The sequence below is a fragment of the Xanthomonas cissicola genome (genome assembly GCF_008801575.1).
Lineage (GTDB): Bacteria > Pseudomonadota > Gammaproteobacteria > Xanthomonadales > Xanthomonadaceae > Xanthomonas > Xanthomonas cissicola.
The window spans coordinates 1-17,750 of sequence record NZ_VZPL01000043.1; the positions used below are offsets into that span (position 1 = coordinate 1).

Genomic DNA, 17,750 nt, shown 5'->3' on the forward strand with positions numbered 1-17,750 from the left:
AACGGTTCATGCGTGTGTAGACCGTATGCCAGTTGCCAAAGCGCTTGGGTAGGCCGCGCCATTTGCAGCCATGCTCGGCAACGTAAAGGATGGCGTTGACCACTTGCAGGTTGGTCATGCTGACATTGCCGCGCTGCGCCGGCAGGCAGTGTTCGATCAGAGAAAATTGTGCTGGCGTGATCTCCATGCCCAATAGTTTAATCGCTCGGGCCATTAGTGTTAACAGGCCCTAGTTGCCGCAGATGGCGGCAGCAATCGTCGAACAGCTCCACGGCCAAACTTCGTGCCTGTTGCTGCTGTTGGGTCAGCGCGTCCAACACCTCCTCTTCGGCCTGCAGCGGCGCAGTTGCATCCAGCGGCTGCCCCGGCGGCTGGCGTGCTGCCAGTCGCCACGCGGCCGCATAGACCGGGTCGGGCGCATGCAGCAGAGGCGATTCCACCACTTGCGCCAAGGTAGCGATGGCATCGCGGTGACCTGCCAATGCCAGCGCTTCCAGGTCGCTCACGATGACAGCCACCTCGCGCTCCGCATCCGGCGACAACGTCGGCTGCGTGCCTGCAGGCGCAGCCGCCACGGCACGCTGCATCAGGTCGGCCGCGCGTTGTGCCAGCAGATAGCGCTGGGCATCCACATCGCCACGCGCGGCAGCTGTACGTAGCATCGCCTCGATCTGCAAGGGCGTGTCTGCCACGCATCCGGGACGACCAGACAATCCCGCAATACTCACCGCACCGCGCGCGATCTGCGCAGCCTGTTCGTGCTGGCGTTCGCGGCAGGCGAGTTGCTGCATGGCGGTATCGAACAAGCTGGGCGATGCGCTGTTGGATGGCTGGCGCGATCGGGCGGCGCCCGACGGCGCGCTTGGCGTCATGGGTCGATCCTGGATGCGCTGCGCGTCCGGTGCGTGCAACGCGTGCAGCGACCATGTAAACGCCAGCATCAGCACGATCGCAGCAACCGTGCCCGGCCATGGCCAGGTCGATCGATCGCCTGCCCCATGCGTCGTTTGCAGTCGGCGTGTCATCGCGCCCGGCGCCTCAACGCAGCGCCGCTTCCAGCGCGGCGCGATCGAAGCGCACCGGATTGGCCTGACGCAATTGCTCCAATGCGTTGGCAGCCGCCTGGTCGCGCAATTGCACCTCGATCTGTCCGCGTGCGCTATCCAGGGTTGCCGATCGCCGCGCATCGACACGGATCAGGTGGTAACCCTCCGGGCCACGTACCGGCGCCGACACCTGCCCCACCGCCAGGTCCTGCACCGGCGCGACAAACGCGTCCGCCACATTGCGCAGAAACATCGGCGACAGTTCGCCGCCCTCGGCCGCAGTACTGGCATCGTCGGACTGCCGCATCGCCAGTTCGGCAAACGGTGTGCCGGACTCCAGCTGTTGCTTGAGGCGCTGCGCCCGGGCAAGCGCCTGAGCATCGGTCAGGGGCGTCCCACGCCGCGCCTCGCCCTGCGGCTTCAGCGCCACGAACACATGGCTCAAGTGCACTTCATCGTAATCGTGGGGATGCGCATCGAATTGCGCTTTGATCTGCGCAGCATCGATCTGCGCGCTTTCGCGTGCACGCGTCTGCACGGCCTTGGCCAGGATCGCATCGGTCGCCTGACGGATCCGTGCGGCCACGACCGGGTCGTCCTGCAAATGCGCACGCCGGGCCTGCTCCACCAGCAACAGGCGATCGGCGAAGTCGCGCACAAACTCCGGGTCGGCCGCACTGGCCGGATTGAAATCCTGTGGCAAGCCGGCCAGCGCAAGCGCGCGGTACTCCTGCGCATCGAGCGATTGTTTGCCGATCTGCAGCACCGTTGCCTGGTTGCTGCGGACATCGGATGCGGCAGTGGCGGCCTGCGCCGCTGCCACGCAGAAGATCAGGCTCGCCGCTAGCGCGGCAGGCAACACACGTGGGGAAACCATGAGACAACCTCCGTTAGACAAGAACCGACGGCGGTCAGCGCCGCCGTCGGGTTCGGCCCGTGGGCCAACCAGATGCATCCGTTATTCGTGCTTGCCGCGCGCACGCAGATAAGCGATGGCGCCCTTCGGGTCATCGGTGGTGATCAGGCGGAAGTCCTCGTCGCGCGTAATGAAATCCAGACTGCCGCGATTGTCGGCGGTGTCGCGGCCACCGGAGTAGGAGAAATACAGGTCCGACAAGGCGTAGCAGCACGCGCCGCTGTTCTGATAGAACTTGCCGGCATACGGACCGTCGGGAATGGCCTGGAATACGCCGACGCGATAACCGCGCTCACGAATGAAGTCGGCATCGCTTTGCAACAAGCCACCGAGCTGCTTGACGTTGATCTCCATCGTCTGCTGGCCGTCGTTCATCCACGCCGAGATCGTCTGGCGCACGTTGATCTTGCCGAGCATGTTGGTGGTGAACACCGGAATGCCGACCATGCCGCTACCGTCGGCACGGTAGGCATCGCGACTGGTGTACAGCGTTGCATTGACCTTGGCGGCGACATAGGTGCCGGACGCAACACCGAACGCGCCTTCGGCTGCCCTGCGGACGGCACGCACCGTGGCCGCATCCTTGATGTCGAACACCATCGGAGTGCGCAGGTTGTGCTGCTTGTAATAGGCGAACACGTCATCGACGCGCGGCACGTGATAGCCGGTAATGGTGGTGCGGTTCGGGCTCAACAGAAAGAGCGCGCTGACCTGCGACCAGGGCGTCACCAGGACTGATGGGTTCACGCCCTGGTTGGTGATGGGGTCGTATTTGACGCCGGGGTGCTGCTGCCACACCGTGGTGGTACGGCCAAGGTTGTAGTCGTGCAACAGGACCGGCACACCGTCGCTGGTGAGCTTGACGTCCAACTCCACGCCATCCATGCACTGGTCGTTGGCAGCCTGCAACGCGCCGCGCGAGTTCTCCGGCAGATCGGCGATCCCGGCGTATTTCCCCCATAGGCCGCGATGCGCCAGAACCGTGGTCTTGTCGGCGCCATTGAACAGGATGGCATTCATTTTATTTGCGGTGGAGTCGTTACAGGCTGCCATCGCCAACTGTGGCAGGGCTGCCAATAGCGCAAGCGTTCCAACGAGCCTGCATGCACGGGCCAGCGGATGGGTCTTACAAGAAGTCGTCATGTCTCTCGTATCCAGAAGGAAGGTGCAGCACCAGTGACGAGGACCGATGGGTCGACACCATCGATGCATTCGCCGGACCGCGCCCTCACTCGACCGACCAAAGACGGTGAGCGAGGGCGAGCCGGCCGTGATCGGCGGTCGACTCGGCGGGAAATTTAGTCACTTTCGATGACTTAATTTCTGCGGGCAGATGGCGGTTTGCTACCAACACGCAGCGATGGCGCACGCAGCGAACGACATGTCGAACATGGGCATGCAATGCCGAGTGTCTGGCGTTTCTCAGCAAAAAGAATGCGAAGACCAGGTGGCAGAAGCGGCACGATGCGCACGGCCTACACGGTGCAGCGCACCCGTGCTCGGGCATCACGACGAAGGCGCGGCTGCGCGGGCCAGGACCGCGGCGGTACCGTCGCGCGATCGTCCGGCTGCAGCATCACCAACGAAGCCGCCTCGCCCAAACGCAAAACGCCGGCACTGGGCCGGCGTCTGCGATCACACCAACAATGACGCTGGTCGATCAGTGACCGGACGCACCGCTGGCACCCAGGCCGGTTTCGGCACGGATCTGCTGCGCCTTGAAGGCGGCGCGTTCGTTGGCTGCCTGCGGGCTGCGATCCAGCACGGAGAACAACCAGATGCCCACAAAACCAATCGTCATCGAGAACAGCGCCGGCGAGGTGTACGGGAACGGCGCCGAGCCGGCCGCGTTGCCCAGCGTGTCCACCCACACCGACGGCGACAGGATCGTCAGCACCAGCGAAGAGATCAGGCCGAGGAAACCGCCGATCACTGCGCCACGGGTGGTGCAGTTCTTCCACAACAACGACAGGATCAGCACCGGGAAGTTGGCCGAGGCCGCGATGGCGAACGCCAGCGACACCATGAAGGCCACATTCTGCTTCTCGAACACGATGCCCAGCAGCACCGCGATCACGCCCAGCACCAGGGTGGTGGCACGCGAGACCTTGAGCTCCGAGCCCGGCGCCGGGTTGCCCTTCTTGATCACCGTGGCGTACAGGTCATGCGACACCGCCGAGGCGCCGGACAGGGTCAGGCCCGCCACCACCGCCAGGATGGTGGCGAAGGCCACTGCCGAGATGAAGCCCATGAACACGTTGCCGCCCACGGCGTTACCGACCAGCACCGCCGCCATGTTGGCCGCACCCTTGCCGCCATGGATGGTGCCGGTGGCAACATCGGCGAACTGCGGGTTGGTCAGCACCAGTGCGATCGCACCGAAGCCGATGATGAAGATCAGGATGTAGAAGTAGCCGATCCAGGTGGTGGCCCACAGCACCGACTTACGCGCCTGCTTGGCATCGGGAACGGTGAAGAAGCGCATCAGGATGTGCGGCAGGCCGGCGGTACCGAACATCAGCGCCATGCCGAAGGAAATCGCCGAAATCGGGTCCTTGACGAAACCGCCCGGTCCCATGATCGACAGGCCTGCTTTTGCCGCATCCTCGGGCGAAGCGCCACCGCTGGCCGCGACCGCGGTTTTGACCCGCACGCCTTCGGCAAACAGTGCCTCGAAGCTGAAGTTGAAATGCCACATGATCGCCACGGCCATGAAGGTCACGCCGGTCAGCAGCAGCACGGCCTTGATGATCTGCACCCAGGTCGTTGCGGTCATGCCGCCGAACAACACGTAGATCATCATCAGCACGCCGACCAGGGTCACCGCCACCCAGTAGTCCAGGCCGAACAGCAACTTGATCAGCGCACCGGCACCGACCATCTGTGCGATCAGATAGAACAACACCACCACCAACGTGCCCGACGCCGCAAAGCTGCGGATCGCCGTCGGCGCGAAGCGGTAACCGGCCACGTCGGCAAACGTGTACTTGCCGAGGTTGCGCAGGCGTTCGGCCATCAGGAAGGTCAGGATGGGCCAGCCAACCAGAAAACCGATCGCATAGATCAGGCCGTCGTAGCCGTTGGCCATCACCGCAGCGGTGATGCCCAGGAACGAGGCCGCCGACATGAAGTCGCCCGCGATCGCCAGGCCGTTCTGGAAACCGGTGATGCCACCGCCAGCGGTATAGAAGTCAGCGGCCGACTTGGTCTTGGCCGCTGCCCATTTGGTGATCCACAGGGTGGCCAGCACGAAGAAGCCGAACATGCCGATCGCCACCCAGTTGGTGGGCTGCTTGTCGACCTGGCCCAGGTCGCCGCCGGCTGCCAGTGCGATGCCGGCGGGCATCAGGCCGGCCAGAATCAGGAGAAGGCGCGAAATCTTGCTCATTTGCGGGCTTCCTCCAGGATCTGCGCGGTCAGCTGGTCGTAGGTGCTGTTGGCGCGACGCACGTAGATGGCGGTGATGACGATGGTGAACACCATCACCCCGATCGCGATCGGGATGCCGATCGAGGTCACGCCGGCACCGATCGGCTTGGCGAGGAATTCCTTGTCGAAGGCAATCAGGCCGATGTAGCCGTAATAGGCCAGCAACATCAGTACGGTAAGCGTCCAGCCCAGCGTGTTGCGCTGACGCTTGAGTGCGTGGTACTTCGGATTGGCATCGATCTTGGCGATCAACGCGTCATTCGAGACGGTCATGGTCTGTCTCCTGATAGAGCGCTGGTAAGACATAAGGCGGCGATGCCCGCTCCACCGCAGTGGAGCAGGCCGCCAGTGGCAGAACGCTAGAAGCTGTACTTGGTGGTGAACTGCAACCGCGAGATGTCGCCGCTGTCGCCGTTTTCGGCTTCGCGACGGCCGTACATCAGCTCGGCGCCGACATCCACCTTCGGCAACGGCGAATAGAACACGTTGGCGCGAACGCTTTGCTGGGACTTGCTGGCGAGCCCACCGGTATTGGCCAGCGAATGGTCGTAATTCACGCGCGAGTACATGAGGGTGCTGCGCAGCTTGGCGTTGTAGTCGTGGCGCCACGCCACCCAACCGGCGACCGTGGTGACGGTCTGGATATTGCCGTCGATGTCGATCTCCACATCCGAGCCGTTACCCAGGCCCAGATAGCGTCCCAGGCCCTCGCCGTAGCTGAGCTGGTAACGCAGATCGTTTTTGGAGTTGATGATCCAGCGACCGCCGCCGGCGATGGCGCCGCCGAAGTCGGTGTCGTTGGTCAGCGCGCTGCGGGTGCGGTACTGACGCGCAATGGCCGACAGCCCGAACGTGCCCCAGGTGCCCTTCCAGTTGTAACGCGCGGTCAGGTCCGGCATCGCACCGTGATCCGAGGCCAGGATGGTGTTGCCGCCCTGGTACGGGGTGGTCAGCGTCTCGGGGTTTTCGGCCGACACGCTGAAGGCCCCGCGGGTGTAGCGGATCTGGGTCTGACGGCTGAACAACGCACCGTCGGTCGGTCCGACGATGTCGGCGGCCTCGGGCAGGATCGTGGAATCGATGAAGTTGGACCAGGTCTGGCCGGCCAGCCAGTTGTTCCAGCTCACGTAGGCGTGGCGCAAGGTGCCGCCGTACAGATTGTTGACCTGGTTGGCCAGCGCGTTGCCGAAGAAATCCAGTTCGATGAAGCCGGTGATCTTGTCGCCGTTCTCGGTAACCGTGTCCACGCCCAGGTTGAAGCGCGAGAACTTGGCATGGAAGTCGGTGTCGGTGCTCGAGGCCTGGCCACCGACCGGCGTCTGGGTCGGGATGTACAGGTAACGCCCCACCGCACCTTCAGGCAATGCGCCGTCGGAGGTACGGGTGGTCATGAAGTCGGCCTTGATGAAACCACCGTAACGGAACGTTGTCCCCGCCGCTGCGTTCGGTGTGATGCTGGTCAGCTGGATCGGTCGCTTGCCCGCCGGCACCGCAGGCGCGGCCGGTGCCTGCGCCTGCGCGGCACGCACCTCGGTCACCTGGGTCTGCGTCTGGGCGATCTGGCCCTGCTGTTGTTGCTGCGCGGAGACCAACAGCTGGACCTGACGCTCGAGCTCGGCAATACGGGCTTCCAGCGCCTTTTCCTTGGCCGTTTGCGCGAACGCCACGCCTGGCAGGATGCTGGCCACAAACAAGGCAGCCGCCAACGGATGGCGCACCAGCGGTGCAGTACGGTGTCTCATGAACCCTCTCCCCAATGAAGGCCTCGCGCTTGATGGCGATGCTGTGCGGAGCGTGAGGCAGTCCGCGCTTCGGAGCCTATTCGCCTTTGGTCGTAGCTGCAACGCAGCATTCCGCAAGATGACCGATGGTCGCACCGCAGCACGCCTGGCATGTGCGTTGGCGCACTCACCCCGGTTACGACCATGGTCTAAGGCGCCGTTGACCGCCGGGACAGAATGGATGCGGCACACTGATTGTCTACCGAGGGCAGCCGCAACGCCCTCTTCCGACAAGTTCATCGCAAGTGAGGGTGCCATGGCTGATGTTTATCCCGTCGATCCCGCGTTCGCCGCCGATGCGCGCGTGACGCGCGAGCAGTACGCCGCGCTGTACCGCGAATCGATCGAACACCCCGAGCAGTTCTGGGACAAGGCCGCGCAGCGGCTCGAGTGGTTCAAGCAACCCACCCAGATCAAGGACGTCAGCTACGCGCTGGACGACTTCCATATCCGCTGGTTCGGCGATGGCGAGCTCAATGCCAGCGTCAACTGCCTGGACCGCCAGCTGGCCACGCGCGGCGACAAGACCGCGCTGCTGTTCGAACCCGACAGCCCGGACGCAGCGTCGTACCCGGTGACCTACCGCGAGTTGTACGAGCGCGTCTGCAAGCTGGGCAATGCGCTGCGCAACCTGGGCATCAAGAAGGGCGACCGGGTCACCATCTATCTGCCGATGATCGTCGATGCTGCCGTGGCCATGCTCGCCTGCGCGCGCATCGGTGCGGTGCACTCGGTGGTGTTCGGCGGCTTTGCCGCCAACTCGATCGCCGACCGCGTGATCGATTGCCAGAGCAAGCTGATCATCACCGCCGACGAAGGCCTGCGTGGCGGCAAGAAGATTCCGCTCAAGGCCAATGTCGATGCAGCGCTGAAGATTCCCGGCACCAATACGGTGGAAACCGTGCTGGTGGTGCGCCATACCGGCGGCGCAGTGGAGATGCAGGCACCGCGCGACCGCTGGTTCCATGATGTGGTCGACGGCCAGCCGGCCGCGTGCGAACCCGAGCGCATGAACGCCGAAGACCCGCTCTTCATCCTCTACACCTCCGGCTCCACCGGCAAACCCAAGGGCGTGCTGCACACCACCGCCGGCTATCTGTTGTTTGCCAGTTACACGCATGAAGTAGTGTTCGACCTGCGCGAGGACGACATCTATTGGTGCACTGCGGACGTGGGCTGGGTCACTGGCCACAGCTACATCGTCTACGGCCCGCTCGCCAATGGCGCCACCGCGGTGATGTTCGAAGGTGTGCCCAATTACCCGAACGTGTCGCGCTTCTGGGAAGTGATCGACAAGCATCAGGTCACCATCTTCTACACCGCACCTACTGCGATTCGCGCGTTGATGCGCGACGGTGCGGACCCGGTCAAAAAGACCTCGCGCAAGAGCCTGCGCCTGCTCGGCAGCGTCGGCGAGCCGATCAATCCGGAAGCATGGCGCTGGTATTACGAGGTGGTCGGCGACAGCCGTTGCCCGATCGTGGATACGTGGTGGCAGACCGAAACCGGCGGCATCCTGATCTCGCCGCTGGCCGGCGCGGTCGATCTCAAGCCGGGCTCGGCCACCTTGCCGTTCTTCGGCGTGCAGCCGGCGCTGGTCGATGCCGAAGGCAAGATTCTGGAAGGCGCCACCGAAGGCAACCTGGTGCTGCTCGATTCCTGGCCGGGCCAGATGCGTAGCGTGTATGGCGACCACCAGCGTTTCATCGACACCTACTTCCGCACCTATCCGGGCAGCTACTTCACCGGCGACGGCTGCCGCCGCGATGCCGACGGCTACTACTGGATCACCGGCCGCGTGGACGATGTGATCAACGTCTCCGGGCACCGCATCGGCACCGCCGAAGTGGAAAGCGCGCTGGTCTCGCACCCCAAGGTCGCCGAAGCGGCCGTGGTGGGCTTCCCGCATGACGTCAAGGGCCAGGGCATCTATGCCTACGTCACCCTGATCGCGGGGCAGACCCCGAGCGAGGACCTGCACAAGGAATTGGTCAGCTGGGTGCGCAAGGAAATCGGCCCGATCGCCTCGCCTGATCACCTGCAGTGGGCGCCCGGCCTGCCCAAGACCCGCTCGGGCAAGATCATGCGCCGCATCCTGCGCAAGATCGCCGAAAACGCCCCTGACCAGTTGGGCGATACCTCCACGCTGGCAGATCCGTCGGTGGTGGATTCGCTGGTCAATGAGCGTCTGGCGCGCTGACGCGCTGGGAATGGGGAATCGGGAGCAGGGAATCGGTAGAGCGATTCCCTGGTTGCTGATAGTGCAATTGGGATGGGGATTGGTTGGAAGCGAATCTCCTCTCTGCGCTGCCATCGGCATCAACTGATTTCCTTCAACGCCGTCCCACTCAATTCGTTCTTATCTTCTTTTGCTGTCGTTTGCTGTCTGTGCCTTCGTTAGTTGTTGCTTGCTTGCCTGCTTCTGGCCTCGCGTTTGATTTTGCGATTCCCGATTCCCCACTCCCGATTCCCGGCCCCACCATGACCACCCTGCTAATCGCCGACGACCATCCCCTGTTCCGCGAAGCCTTGCGCGGGGCGGTGCAGCGTGTGATGCCGGGGGTAGAACTGTTCGAAGCCGATAACGTGGATGCGCTGTATAGCCTGGCCGATGCGCAGCCGGACGCCGATCTGTTGCTGATGGATCTCAACATGCCCGGCGCACAGGGGTTCAGCGCGTTGGTGCACATGCGCTCGCTGCATCCGCAGTTGCCGGTGGTGGTGGTCTCCGCACGCGAAGAACCCACCGTGATGCGGCGCGCGATCGACCACGGCGCGTTCGGCTTCATTCCCAAATCCGCCGATTCGGACACCATCGGGCGGGCGCTGGCCACCGTGCTCGATGGCGAGCGCTGGATCCCGGCCGAAGCGCAAAACTTGCCGCCCACCGACAGCGAGGAACGCGAGGTTGGCCAGCGTCTGCGCGATCTCACGCCACAGCAATTTCGCGTGCTGCAGATGCTGGGCGCTGGACGCCTCAACAAACAGATCGCCTACGACCTGGGCGTGTCAGAAGCCACCATCAAGGCGCATGTCACCGCGATCTTGCGCAAGCTCGGCGTCACCAATCGCACCCAGGCAGTGCTGATGGCCGGCAAGCTCGCCATCGATGCCGACGGCATCGTGCTGCCGCCGCCGGAAGAAGACTGACGCGTGCAGGTGTAGGTCTGCGTGCGTTGGGGTTGATCGGTGACGCTTGGTCGCGTCATGGCGCGCTCCTGCCTGTGATCCCGCTACCTCGGCCGTCATCGGTGGTGGGCAATTGACGGACTTGCCATGCAACGCAGCGTGGCGCCAACGTAGGAACGCACCTGGGCGCGATGCGCGTTCTCGGCAGCGTTTCATTTGCAGAAGACAACCGATGCGCGTTGGCGCCTACGATCGTGATGGGCGTTGCAGGTAACGCTTCGTCGCGCCCGGGTGCGCTCCTACGCTTGCTGCTTGTCGGGTTCATTCCGGTGCGCGTACGAACAGGATGTTCAGATCGCGCATCGGCACGAAGTTGGCCTGTTTGAACTGGAAGGTCAGCGGGTCGATCTTTTTCAGTTCGCCATCGAAGCACAGGCTCAGGATGTCGCTGGCCGCCTGCTTGCGGATGGTCAGCTGGAAGTCCTTGATCGGGACGTTCCAGTTTTTGCCGGTCGTGAGCACATAACGCAGGTTGGCCCATCCTAACACGTAGTTGCCTTCACGACGCTGCATGCTGGCTTTGGTGGCCGGCTCGATGCAGGTGTCTTTCGCGTACGACTCCATCAGGTAACTGCTGGGTTGCGGGACGCCGGTAGACAGGCTGGGTGTGTAGGTGTGACGGATCTGCACGCTTGCCTTGGCAGGAAACTTCTGCTGCCAGACGAAGTAGGCATTGAGCGTGAAACGCGGCTGCCCATCGCCATCGACCCAGCGCGCGGGCAGCGGCTTGCGCCCCTTCGGTCGCGTGGCCGATTCGGTGAAGGCGGCGACATCGTCCTGGGTCCAGCCGGTGGCGGCGAACGCCGTGGAGATGTCGCTACCGTCATCCAGCAGCACCACCAGCTTGCGCGTGGTGGCAACCGGGTTGCCGTCGGCCCAGAGTTTGAAATCGGTCAGCGCATTGTGGTCGGCCATTCCGAAGTACATCGGCGGCATCGGGAAGGCTACCGGCACGGTCAGGTCGCGCTCGCTGGCGTTGGTGAACACATAGTCCACTTGCACGCGTTCTTCGCTGAGCAGCAGCGCTTCGCGATCCATGCTGATGTCGGGCTGATGCAGCAGGCGGATGGTGCCGTTGTCGTCCCCGAAACTGCTGTCATTGGCCTGTGCAGCACTGCAGGCAAGCAATGCCAGCACACACAGCCGGACGGAAAACGCCATTGCGCGCATGAGGTGATCCTTGTGAGGCCGGCACGGGACCCACGCGCCTGGCCATACAGCATGCCACGCGCGGGCACGGCTGGATGTTGGACAGCGCGTCGCGCGACGCGTGCGGCAATCGCGCTGCGTCTGACATTTTTGCGGCTCTGTCGTGCTTGCTGGTGGCGTCCGCCTCGCCCACAGATCAGCCCGCACGCGAGGCGGCGACGCGCCTCGACCGCAGATCCTCCCGCTCGCCTTGATGGCGGTGTTGTTGCGGGGCCCGCTCAGCGCACTGGGTGGTTTGACGTGCGCCTGCGCTCACAACCTCATCCCATCCCTGCGTGCACTTGTGCATCCACGCTGATGCTGCATGCACGCTCCCACGATGCACTGATTGCGCAAATGCCAATCGCGGTACCACGCATCAGTGACAAGCCCAAGCGCGGGGGCGTGATCGCATCCACAACCGCATCCCGTGCGACATCGCAGTTGTCGATATCACCATTGACCATGAGCTGATGCCTGGGCAAGGCTCGAGCACCACGGACGCTTTGGAGCTGGCATGGCGCGACGTTTCCCCTGGCTCTGGATGGGCCTGCTGGTGGCCTGTGCATTGATTGCGATGCTGGCGTGGCAGAACAGGCAGCTGCGCGTGCAGCAGCAGTGGCTGCAGACGCGCATCAGCGCGCCATATGACGGCATGTACGTACCGCGTATCGAAGCGACCGATGGCGATGGCCGGCGGCACCTGCTCGGTGCGCCGCATGGGCCGGCGCAGGTGCTGTTCTTCTTTACCACCACCTGCCCGTACTGCCAGCGCTCGGCACCGACCGTGCTGCGGGCAGCGCGGGAGCTGCAGGCCAACCTTCCTGGCCGGCCGCAGCTGTTGGGCGTGTGCCATTGCGATACCGCGCAGGCCGCGCGCTACGCACATGTGCACGGTTTCGATTTCCCGGTGGTCACGTTGACCGATCGTCGCGCGTTGATGCTGTTCCGCGCACGCAACGTGCCGCTGCTGATGGCCATCGATGCGGAGGGGCGCGTGCGTCATTCGCATCTTGGCGTTTTCGATACCACGGAGCGGGTGCAGGACCTCGTTGCCGCCTTGCGCCGCACGGACGCGCCAGCGGCTTTTGCAACGGTGAAGGAGTAATGCATGAAGAAGCGTTGGGTAAGCTTGCGTAGTGCGTTGATGGCAGCGACCTTTCTGGCCAGCACCGGCTTCGGTGCCTTCCAGGTGATGGCGGTCGATAACGCACAGCCGAAAGTCGAATCGTGTAGTGCATGGGCCTGCAAAGCCGAGTGTCCGGAATTCGGCGGCGACCTGGGCCAGGGCAACGTCTGCTACTGCTGCGGTTAACTGCGATCGATAGAGCGATTGCGTCGCTATCAGATGGAGCAGGCCGGCGTATGGAATCGGCATGTAGCACGTACACATTCCGATTCTTCGCGCCGTCCGCATCCCGTTGACGCGGTGCGCGACGTCGATGGTCGCTGTTACGCCTGACGGCGAGGTCTCCCGGGCCTCGCCGTTTGACTGCAGCGCTGCGTGGCGCGCCGCGTCCTTACGTCAGCGCGCGATAGCGGAAATCGCGCAAGACCACTTCGCCTTGCTGCGCGGCATACACGCCCAATTGCAGGCTCAGAAACCCGCCGAACACGTTGTGATGGAATCCGGACACTTCCATGCGGGTGGGGTGCCGCGTCCACTGCTGGCCTGCATCGACCGAATACTCGAACCCTACGACCTGGTGATCGTTGGTCAGCCGCACGCGAATGCGTCGATGCGTATTGGGTGCGCGTGCCCACACCAGTTCCTCCGAGTATTCGTAGGTTTTCATGGTGTCGGCAGTGAAGCCGATGCCGACGAAGGCCTTATGGTTATAGAACAACACGATGCCGCCTTCGGCATCGCCGACCAGTTCCAGCGTCACCTCTGCCATGTAGGCGCGGTCGGGCACGCCGCAGGTCAGTGGCGTGCTGTCGATCGGCGAGCTGCCCGCACAGGCCAGCGTCAGTGCCTTGTTCGCGCGCCGCACCCGCGCCTGCTCGCCGGGCCTGGGCGCATGCAGGCTCCATTGCGTACCGAACCTGTCGCCGGAGAAATCGTCGGACAACGCCAACCCCGTCGCCGGCGCCATGCTGCCGGCAGGCACGCGTGCCGGGGTGCGCAATGGTTTGGACAGATCGCCGCCAATGGCGCGAAACCAGCCGTCGGCCGTCCACTCGATCGGCTCCAGCAAGGTCTGCCGCCCCAGCGTGCGAAAGCCGTTTTCGTAGCCGTGATAGACCATCCACCAGTCGCCGCGCGGCCCTTCCACCAGCGTGGCATGCCCGCGCGACCACCACGGCTCCTGGTCCGATTGGGTGCGCACCAGCGGATTGCGCGGGCAATGCTCCCACGGCCCATGCACCGAGCGCGAACGCGCGGCGATGACCATGTGCCCGGTCACCGGCCCGGCAGTGCCGCCAACGGCGGTGACCAGGTACAGCCACCCATCGTGCCAGGTCAGCTTGGGGCCTTCGGGCGCGAAATTCTCCACGACCCAGTGGTCGGGATAGCGCCACGGCGCATAGGCCGGTTCCAGCTGCCCGTCGGTGGCCAGGCCGTCATCGCGCAGGCGTACCTTGCGGATGCCGTTGACGAACAGATAGCGCTTGCCGTCTTCGCCGACCACGTGACCGGGATCGATGCAGCCGGCGATCTTCAGATCGATCGGTGCGCTCCACGGCCCGCGGATGTCGTCGGCCCAGATTACGAAGATCGACCAGCCGGTGTCGTCCGGATTGGCCGGGATGTAGATGTAGTAGCGGTTGTGGTGCTTGCACAGGTCCAGCGCCCAGATCGTGCCCAGCCCCTGATGCAACGCCGGGCCGATCGGGGTCCAGTTGACCAGATCGGTGGAATGCCACAGCACGATGCCCGGGTAGGAAAAGAACGACGAAAACGTCATGTAGTAGTCGTCGCCATCCTTGAGGATGATGGGGTCGGGGTGATCGCCGGCCACGATGGGATTGAGATACGTGCCGTTGCCCAGATCCGCCTTGCGCTGCCCCTCCACGCCGCGCGCCCACTGCGGCGTGCCTGCGCGCTGCGTCGCCGACGCCTGGGCCGCAGCCGCCAGCGGCGCGACCAGTGCGCCGGCAGCCAGCCCCTTGAACACATCCCGCCGTGTCGTGTCTGCCATGCATCAGCTTCGTCGAAGAAGGCAGGTATCTAGCCGCACCGGCCTTAATGCCGCAACCGCAGGCAGGGCGTTATAGGAACTGGTCATGCCATCTGCGAAATCCGACATAGCGCCGCCCGCCTAACCGACCATGCGCACGCCCAGACCAGGGCGATGCTGCACTGCAGCGTGATCTGTTCATTGATGATTGCCATATTCATATGCGAACAGTCCGGCACCTACCGGATGGTGGACGTTGCAATGCTCAGCTTCTGTTCTACGGATTCTCCAGGCACCCGCTCATGCGCCCTGCTCGCGGAGCGGCGCGCATGAGCGGCGTGGCGCGGCAGCGGCTGGGAGGCACCGACGTGCAGCTTTCCGCACTGGGCTTCGGTGCTGCCCCGATCGGCAACCTGTATACGGAAGTGGATGAAGCGGACGCACTGGCAGCGGTCGCAGGCGCGTTCGAGGCCGGCATTCGTCATTTCGATACCGCGCCTTATTACGGCTACGGGCTGAGCGAAGCGCGCCTGGGTCGTGGGCTGGCCGGCGTGTCGCGCGCGGACTATACGTTGTCGACCAAGGTTGGCCGTTGCGTCTACGACGACGCCCACGCCGCTGCCGGCAGCGATGGTTTTGCGGTGGCCGGGCGGCGTGCCGAGTTCGACTACAGCGCCGACGGTGTGCGGCGCGCGTTCGCCTCCAGCCTGGGACGCCTGGGCACCGACTACATCGACGTGCTGCTGCTGCACGACATCGGTGCGCTGACCCACGGCGACAACCACGCCAACGTCCTGCGCCAGGCCTTGGAGGAGGCCTTGCCGGCGATGGCGGAGTTGAAGGCGGCCGGCGCGTGCGGGGCGATCGGGCTGGGCGTCAACGAGCAGGACGTGGCACTGGAGGTGTTGCCGCGCTTTCCGCTCGACTGCGTGATGCTGGCCGGCCGCTACACCCTGCTGGAACAGCACGGCGCGCGCGCGCTGCTGCAGCAGGCGCAGCAACGCAATGTGGCGATCCTGTCGGCTGGCCCGTACAGCTCTGGCCTGCTCAGCGACGCACGCGGCCCCGGCGCCACCTATAACTACGCCCCGGTCGACACCGCCACGCTGCAGCATGCGCAGCGGCTGTACGCGGCCTGCGCGGCGTTTGGGGTGGATATCGGTGCGGCCGCATTGCAGTTCCCGCTGGCGCACCCGGCAGTGACCACGGTGGTGGCCGGCATGCGCAGCGTGGCCGACGTGCGCTCGGCTGCCACGCGGCTTGCGGCCCCGGTGCCATCCGCATTGTGGCAACGCCTGCGCGATGAGGGTCTGCTCGCTGCGGAGTTGCCCACGCCATGAGCCGGGTCGACGCGCACCTGCATTTCTGGCACCTGGCCCGTGGCGATTACCACTGGCTGACGCCCGAGCTGGCGCCGCTGTACCGCGACTTCGGCCCCCATGACGTCAGCGCTGCGCTGGACGCGGCCGCTGTCGATCAGGTGGTGGTGGTGCAGGCGGCCGCCACCGAGGCGGAAACCTGCTACCTGTTCGAGCTGGCCCGCGACGATGCGCGCATTGCCGGCGTGGTGGGCTGGGTGGACTTCGCTGCGCCCGATGCCGCTGCACGTATCGGCGCACTGGTACGCGCCGGCGGCGGCGTGCTCAAGGGCCTGCGCCCGATGGTGCAGGACATCGCCGACGTGCACTGGCTGGCCAGCCCCGCATTGGATGCCGCCTTCGATGCGCTGCTGGCGCATGACCTGGCCTTCGATGCGTTGATCCGTGCCGTGCACGTACCGGCACTGCAGGCGCGCTTGAAGCGCCATCCGGCAATGCGCGTGGTGCTCGATCACGGCGGCAAACCGCAGATTGCGGCCGGCGAATTCGTTGCCTGGGCCGCCGGCATGGCCGCCCTGGCGCAGCATCCCAATGTGCATTGCAAACTGTCCGGGCTGCTGACCGAAGCCGCGCGCGGCGCTGGCATCGACGCGCTGGAGCCGTATGTGGCCCACCTGTTCGCCCGCTTCGGCGCGCAGCGGCTGCTATGGGGCAGCGACTGGCCGGTGCTGCGCTTGCGCGCCGATTACGCGCAATGGTTCGCGCTCGCCCAGCAACTCGTCACCCGGCATGCCGCCGAGCACGCGGCAGCCATCTTCGGCGACAACGCACGCACGTTCTATCGTCTGCCACGGCCGGCGGCCCCCACCCACGGAACCTCATCGGTATGACTGTCTCGATTCCCACCACTCCCAATAACCGCCTGCAGGGCAAGCGTTGCCTGATCACCGCCGCCGGCGCCGGCATCGGGCGCGAAAGCGCGCTGGCCTGCGCACGCGCCGGTGCACAGGTGATCGCCACCGATATCGACGCCGCGGCCTTGCAAGCGCTGGCCGCCGAATCCGATGCCATCACCACCCAGCTGCTCGACGTCACCGACGCCGCCGCGATCAACGCATTGATCGCCGCACACGGCCCGTTCGATGTGCTGTTCAACTGCGCCGGCTTCGTGCATCAGGGCAGCATTCTCGACTGCGACGAGCCGGCGTGGCGCCGCTCGTTCTCGATCAACGTCGATGCGATGTACTACACCTGCAAGGCGGTGTTGCCGGGCATGCTCGAACGCGGCCGCGGCAGCATCATCAACATGTCCTCGGTGGCTTCCAGCATCAAGGGCGTGCCGAACCGCTTCGTGTACGGCGTGACCAAGGCCGCGGTGATCGGCCTGAGCAAGGCGATCGCGGCCGACCACGTGGCGCAGGGCGTACGTTGCAACGCGATCTGCCCGGGCACCATCAAGACGCCGTCGCTGGGCGAGCGCGTCAAGGCCCTGGGTGGCGACGAACAGGCGGTGTGGAAGAGCTTCACCGACCGCCAGCCGATGGGCCGCCTGGGCGACCCACGCGAGATTGCGCAGCTGGTGGTGTACCTGGCTTCGGACGAATCCTCCTTCACCACCGGCCAGACCCACATCATCGATGGCGGCTGGTCCAACTGAGTGCGGCAACGACGCATGCTGCGATCTGTCGCATGTGCCCGCCTCGAGGTGCGCACACCGTCCCTACCCACCCGATGCATGCGCGCTAGGTTTGCTAGCCGCT

17 protein-coding genes are annotated in these 17,750 nt (G+C 64.7%); 8 read left to right on the plus strand and 9 right to left on the minus strand.

What is annotated here, in order from left to right; all coding sequences use genetic code 11:
* From F7R02_RS16600 to F7R02_RS16630, 7 genes are all read right to left on the minus strand, one after another.
* A partial coding sequence (locus tag F7R02_RS16600) for a transposase (protein ID WP_151210039.1) occupies positions 1 to 187 on the minus strand: 187 nt, incomplete at its 3' end.
* A 10-nt stretch (positions 188 to 197) separates the two neighbouring features.
* Entirely contained in the window at positions 198 to 872 is a 675-nt protein-coding gene (locus tag F7R02_RS16605) for a hypothetical protein (RefSeq protein ID WP_151210124.1), read from the minus strand.
* A gap of 166 nt (positions 873 to 1,038) precedes the next feature.
* The gene (locus tag F7R02_RS16610; protein ID WP_078591386.1) at positions 1,039 to 1,923 is read right to left on the minus strand and encodes a peptidylprolyl isomerase; all 885 of its coding nucleotides are present in this window, start codon (positions 1,921 to 1,923) and stop codon (positions 1,039 to 1,041) included.
* Positions 1,924 to 2,004: 81 nt separating this feature from the next.
* Positions 2,005 to 3,015, minus strand: a complete 1,011-nt coding sequence (locus tag F7R02_RS16615; protein ID WP_139371116.1) for a glycerophosphodiester phosphodiesterase family protein — start codon at positions 3,013 to 3,015, stop codon at positions 2,005 to 2,007.
* A 607-nt stretch (positions 3,016 to 3,622) separates the two neighbouring features.
* A complete protein-coding gene (locus F7R02_RS16620) occupies positions 3,623 to 5,350 on the minus strand; it encodes a cation acetate symporter (protein WP_003487681.1) in 1,728 nt (575 codons plus the stop codon).
* Positions 5,347 to 5,664: a DUF485 domain-containing protein gene (locus F7R02_RS16625; RefSeq protein WP_003487678.1), complete on the minus strand. Its 318-nt coding sequence runs from the start codon at positions 5,662 to 5,664 to the stop codon at positions 5,347 to 5,349. The genes F7R02_RS16620 and F7R02_RS16625 overlap by 4 nt, the downstream gene beginning before the upstream one ends.
* Before the next feature lie 86 nt (positions 5,665 to 5,750).
* The gene (locus F7R02_RS16630) at positions 5,751 to 7,133 is read right to left on the minus strand and encodes a DcaP family trimeric outer membrane transporter (protein WP_003487677.1); all 1,383 of its coding nucleotides are present in this window, start codon (positions 7,131 to 7,133) and stop codon (positions 5,751 to 5,753) included.
* 295 nt (positions 7,134 to 7,428) lie between these two features.
* Between F7R02_RS16630 and acs the strand changes: the two genes are divergently transcribed.
* The gene (gene acs, locus F7R02_RS16635) at positions 7,429 to 9,372 is read left to right on the plus strand and encodes an acetate--CoA ligase (RefSeq protein WP_078591384.1); all 1,944 of its coding nucleotides are present in this window, start codon (positions 7,429 to 7,431) and stop codon (positions 9,370 to 9,372) included.
* A gap of 281 nt (positions 9,373 to 9,653) precedes the next feature.
* Positions 9,654 to 10,322 (plus strand): response regulator transcription factor, encoded by a 669-nt coding sequence (locus F7R02_RS16640; protein ID WP_005914583.1) that lies wholly within the window; start codon positions 9,654 to 9,656, stop codon positions 10,320 to 10,322.
* A 300-nt stretch (positions 10,323 to 10,622) separates the two neighbouring features.
* On the opposite strand, the gene F7R02_RS16645 is transcribed toward F7R02_RS16640, so the two are convergent.
* Positions 10,623 to 11,531, minus strand: a complete 909-nt coding sequence (locus tag F7R02_RS16645; protein ID WP_078591383.1) for a DUF4424 domain-containing protein — start codon at positions 11,529 to 11,531, stop codon at positions 10,623 to 10,625.
* Between the two features lie 562 nt (positions 11,532 to 12,093).
* Here F7R02_RS16645 and F7R02_RS16655 point away from each other — a divergent pair.
* Complete coding sequence (locus F7R02_RS16655; protein WP_016849176.1) at positions 12,094 to 12,657, plus strand: peroxiredoxin family protein; 564 nt, start codon at positions 12,094 to 12,096, stop codon at positions 12,655 to 12,657.
* A 3-nt stretch (positions 12,658 to 12,660) separates the two neighbouring features.
* On the plus strand, positions 12,661 to 12,864 hold the full coding sequence (locus F7R02_RS16660) for a hypothetical protein (protein WP_005922076.1): 204 nt from the start codon (positions 12,661 to 12,663) through the stop codon (positions 12,862 to 12,864).
* A gap of 205 nt (positions 12,865 to 13,069) precedes the next feature.
* On the opposite strand, the gene F7R02_RS16665 is transcribed toward F7R02_RS16660, so the two are convergent.
* Entirely contained in the window at positions 13,070 to 14,692 is a 1,623-nt protein-coding gene (locus tag F7R02_RS16665; RefSeq protein WP_078591381.1) for a family 43 glycosylhydrolase, read from the minus strand.
* Positions 14,693 to 14,782: 90 nt separating this feature from the next.
* Here F7R02_RS16665 and F7R02_RS16670 point away from each other — a divergent pair, with 90 nt between their 5' ends.
* Genes F7R02_RS16670 through F7R02_RS16685 form a run of 4 tightly spaced genes read left to right on the plus strand, consistent with a single transcriptional unit; the run spans position 14,783 to position 17,647 of the window.
* Complete coding sequence (locus F7R02_RS16670; protein ID WP_026007070.1) at positions 14,783 to 15,004, plus strand: hypothetical protein; 222 nt, start codon at positions 14,783 to 14,785, stop codon at positions 15,002 to 15,004.
* Complete coding sequence (locus F7R02_RS16675) at positions 15,001 to 16,011, plus strand: aldo/keto reductase (RefSeq protein WP_078591380.1); 1,011 nt, start codon at positions 15,001 to 15,003, stop codon at positions 16,009 to 16,011. The genes F7R02_RS16670 and F7R02_RS16675 overlap by 4 nt, the downstream gene beginning before the upstream one ends.
* Complete coding sequence (locus tag F7R02_RS16680; RefSeq protein ID WP_003487656.1) at positions 16,008 to 16,880, plus strand: amidohydrolase family protein; 873 nt, start codon at positions 16,008 to 16,010, stop codon at positions 16,878 to 16,880. Before F7R02_RS16675 ends, F7R02_RS16680 begins: the two co-directional genes overlap by 4 nt.
* The gene (locus tag F7R02_RS16685; RefSeq protein ID WP_003487654.1) at positions 16,877 to 17,647 is read left to right on the plus strand and encodes an SDR family oxidoreductase; all 771 of its coding nucleotides are present in this window, start codon (positions 16,877 to 16,879) and stop codon (positions 17,645 to 17,647) included. The genes F7R02_RS16680 and F7R02_RS16685 overlap by 4 nt, the downstream gene beginning before the upstream one ends.
* Positions 17,648 to 17,750: the final 103 nt, after the last annotated feature.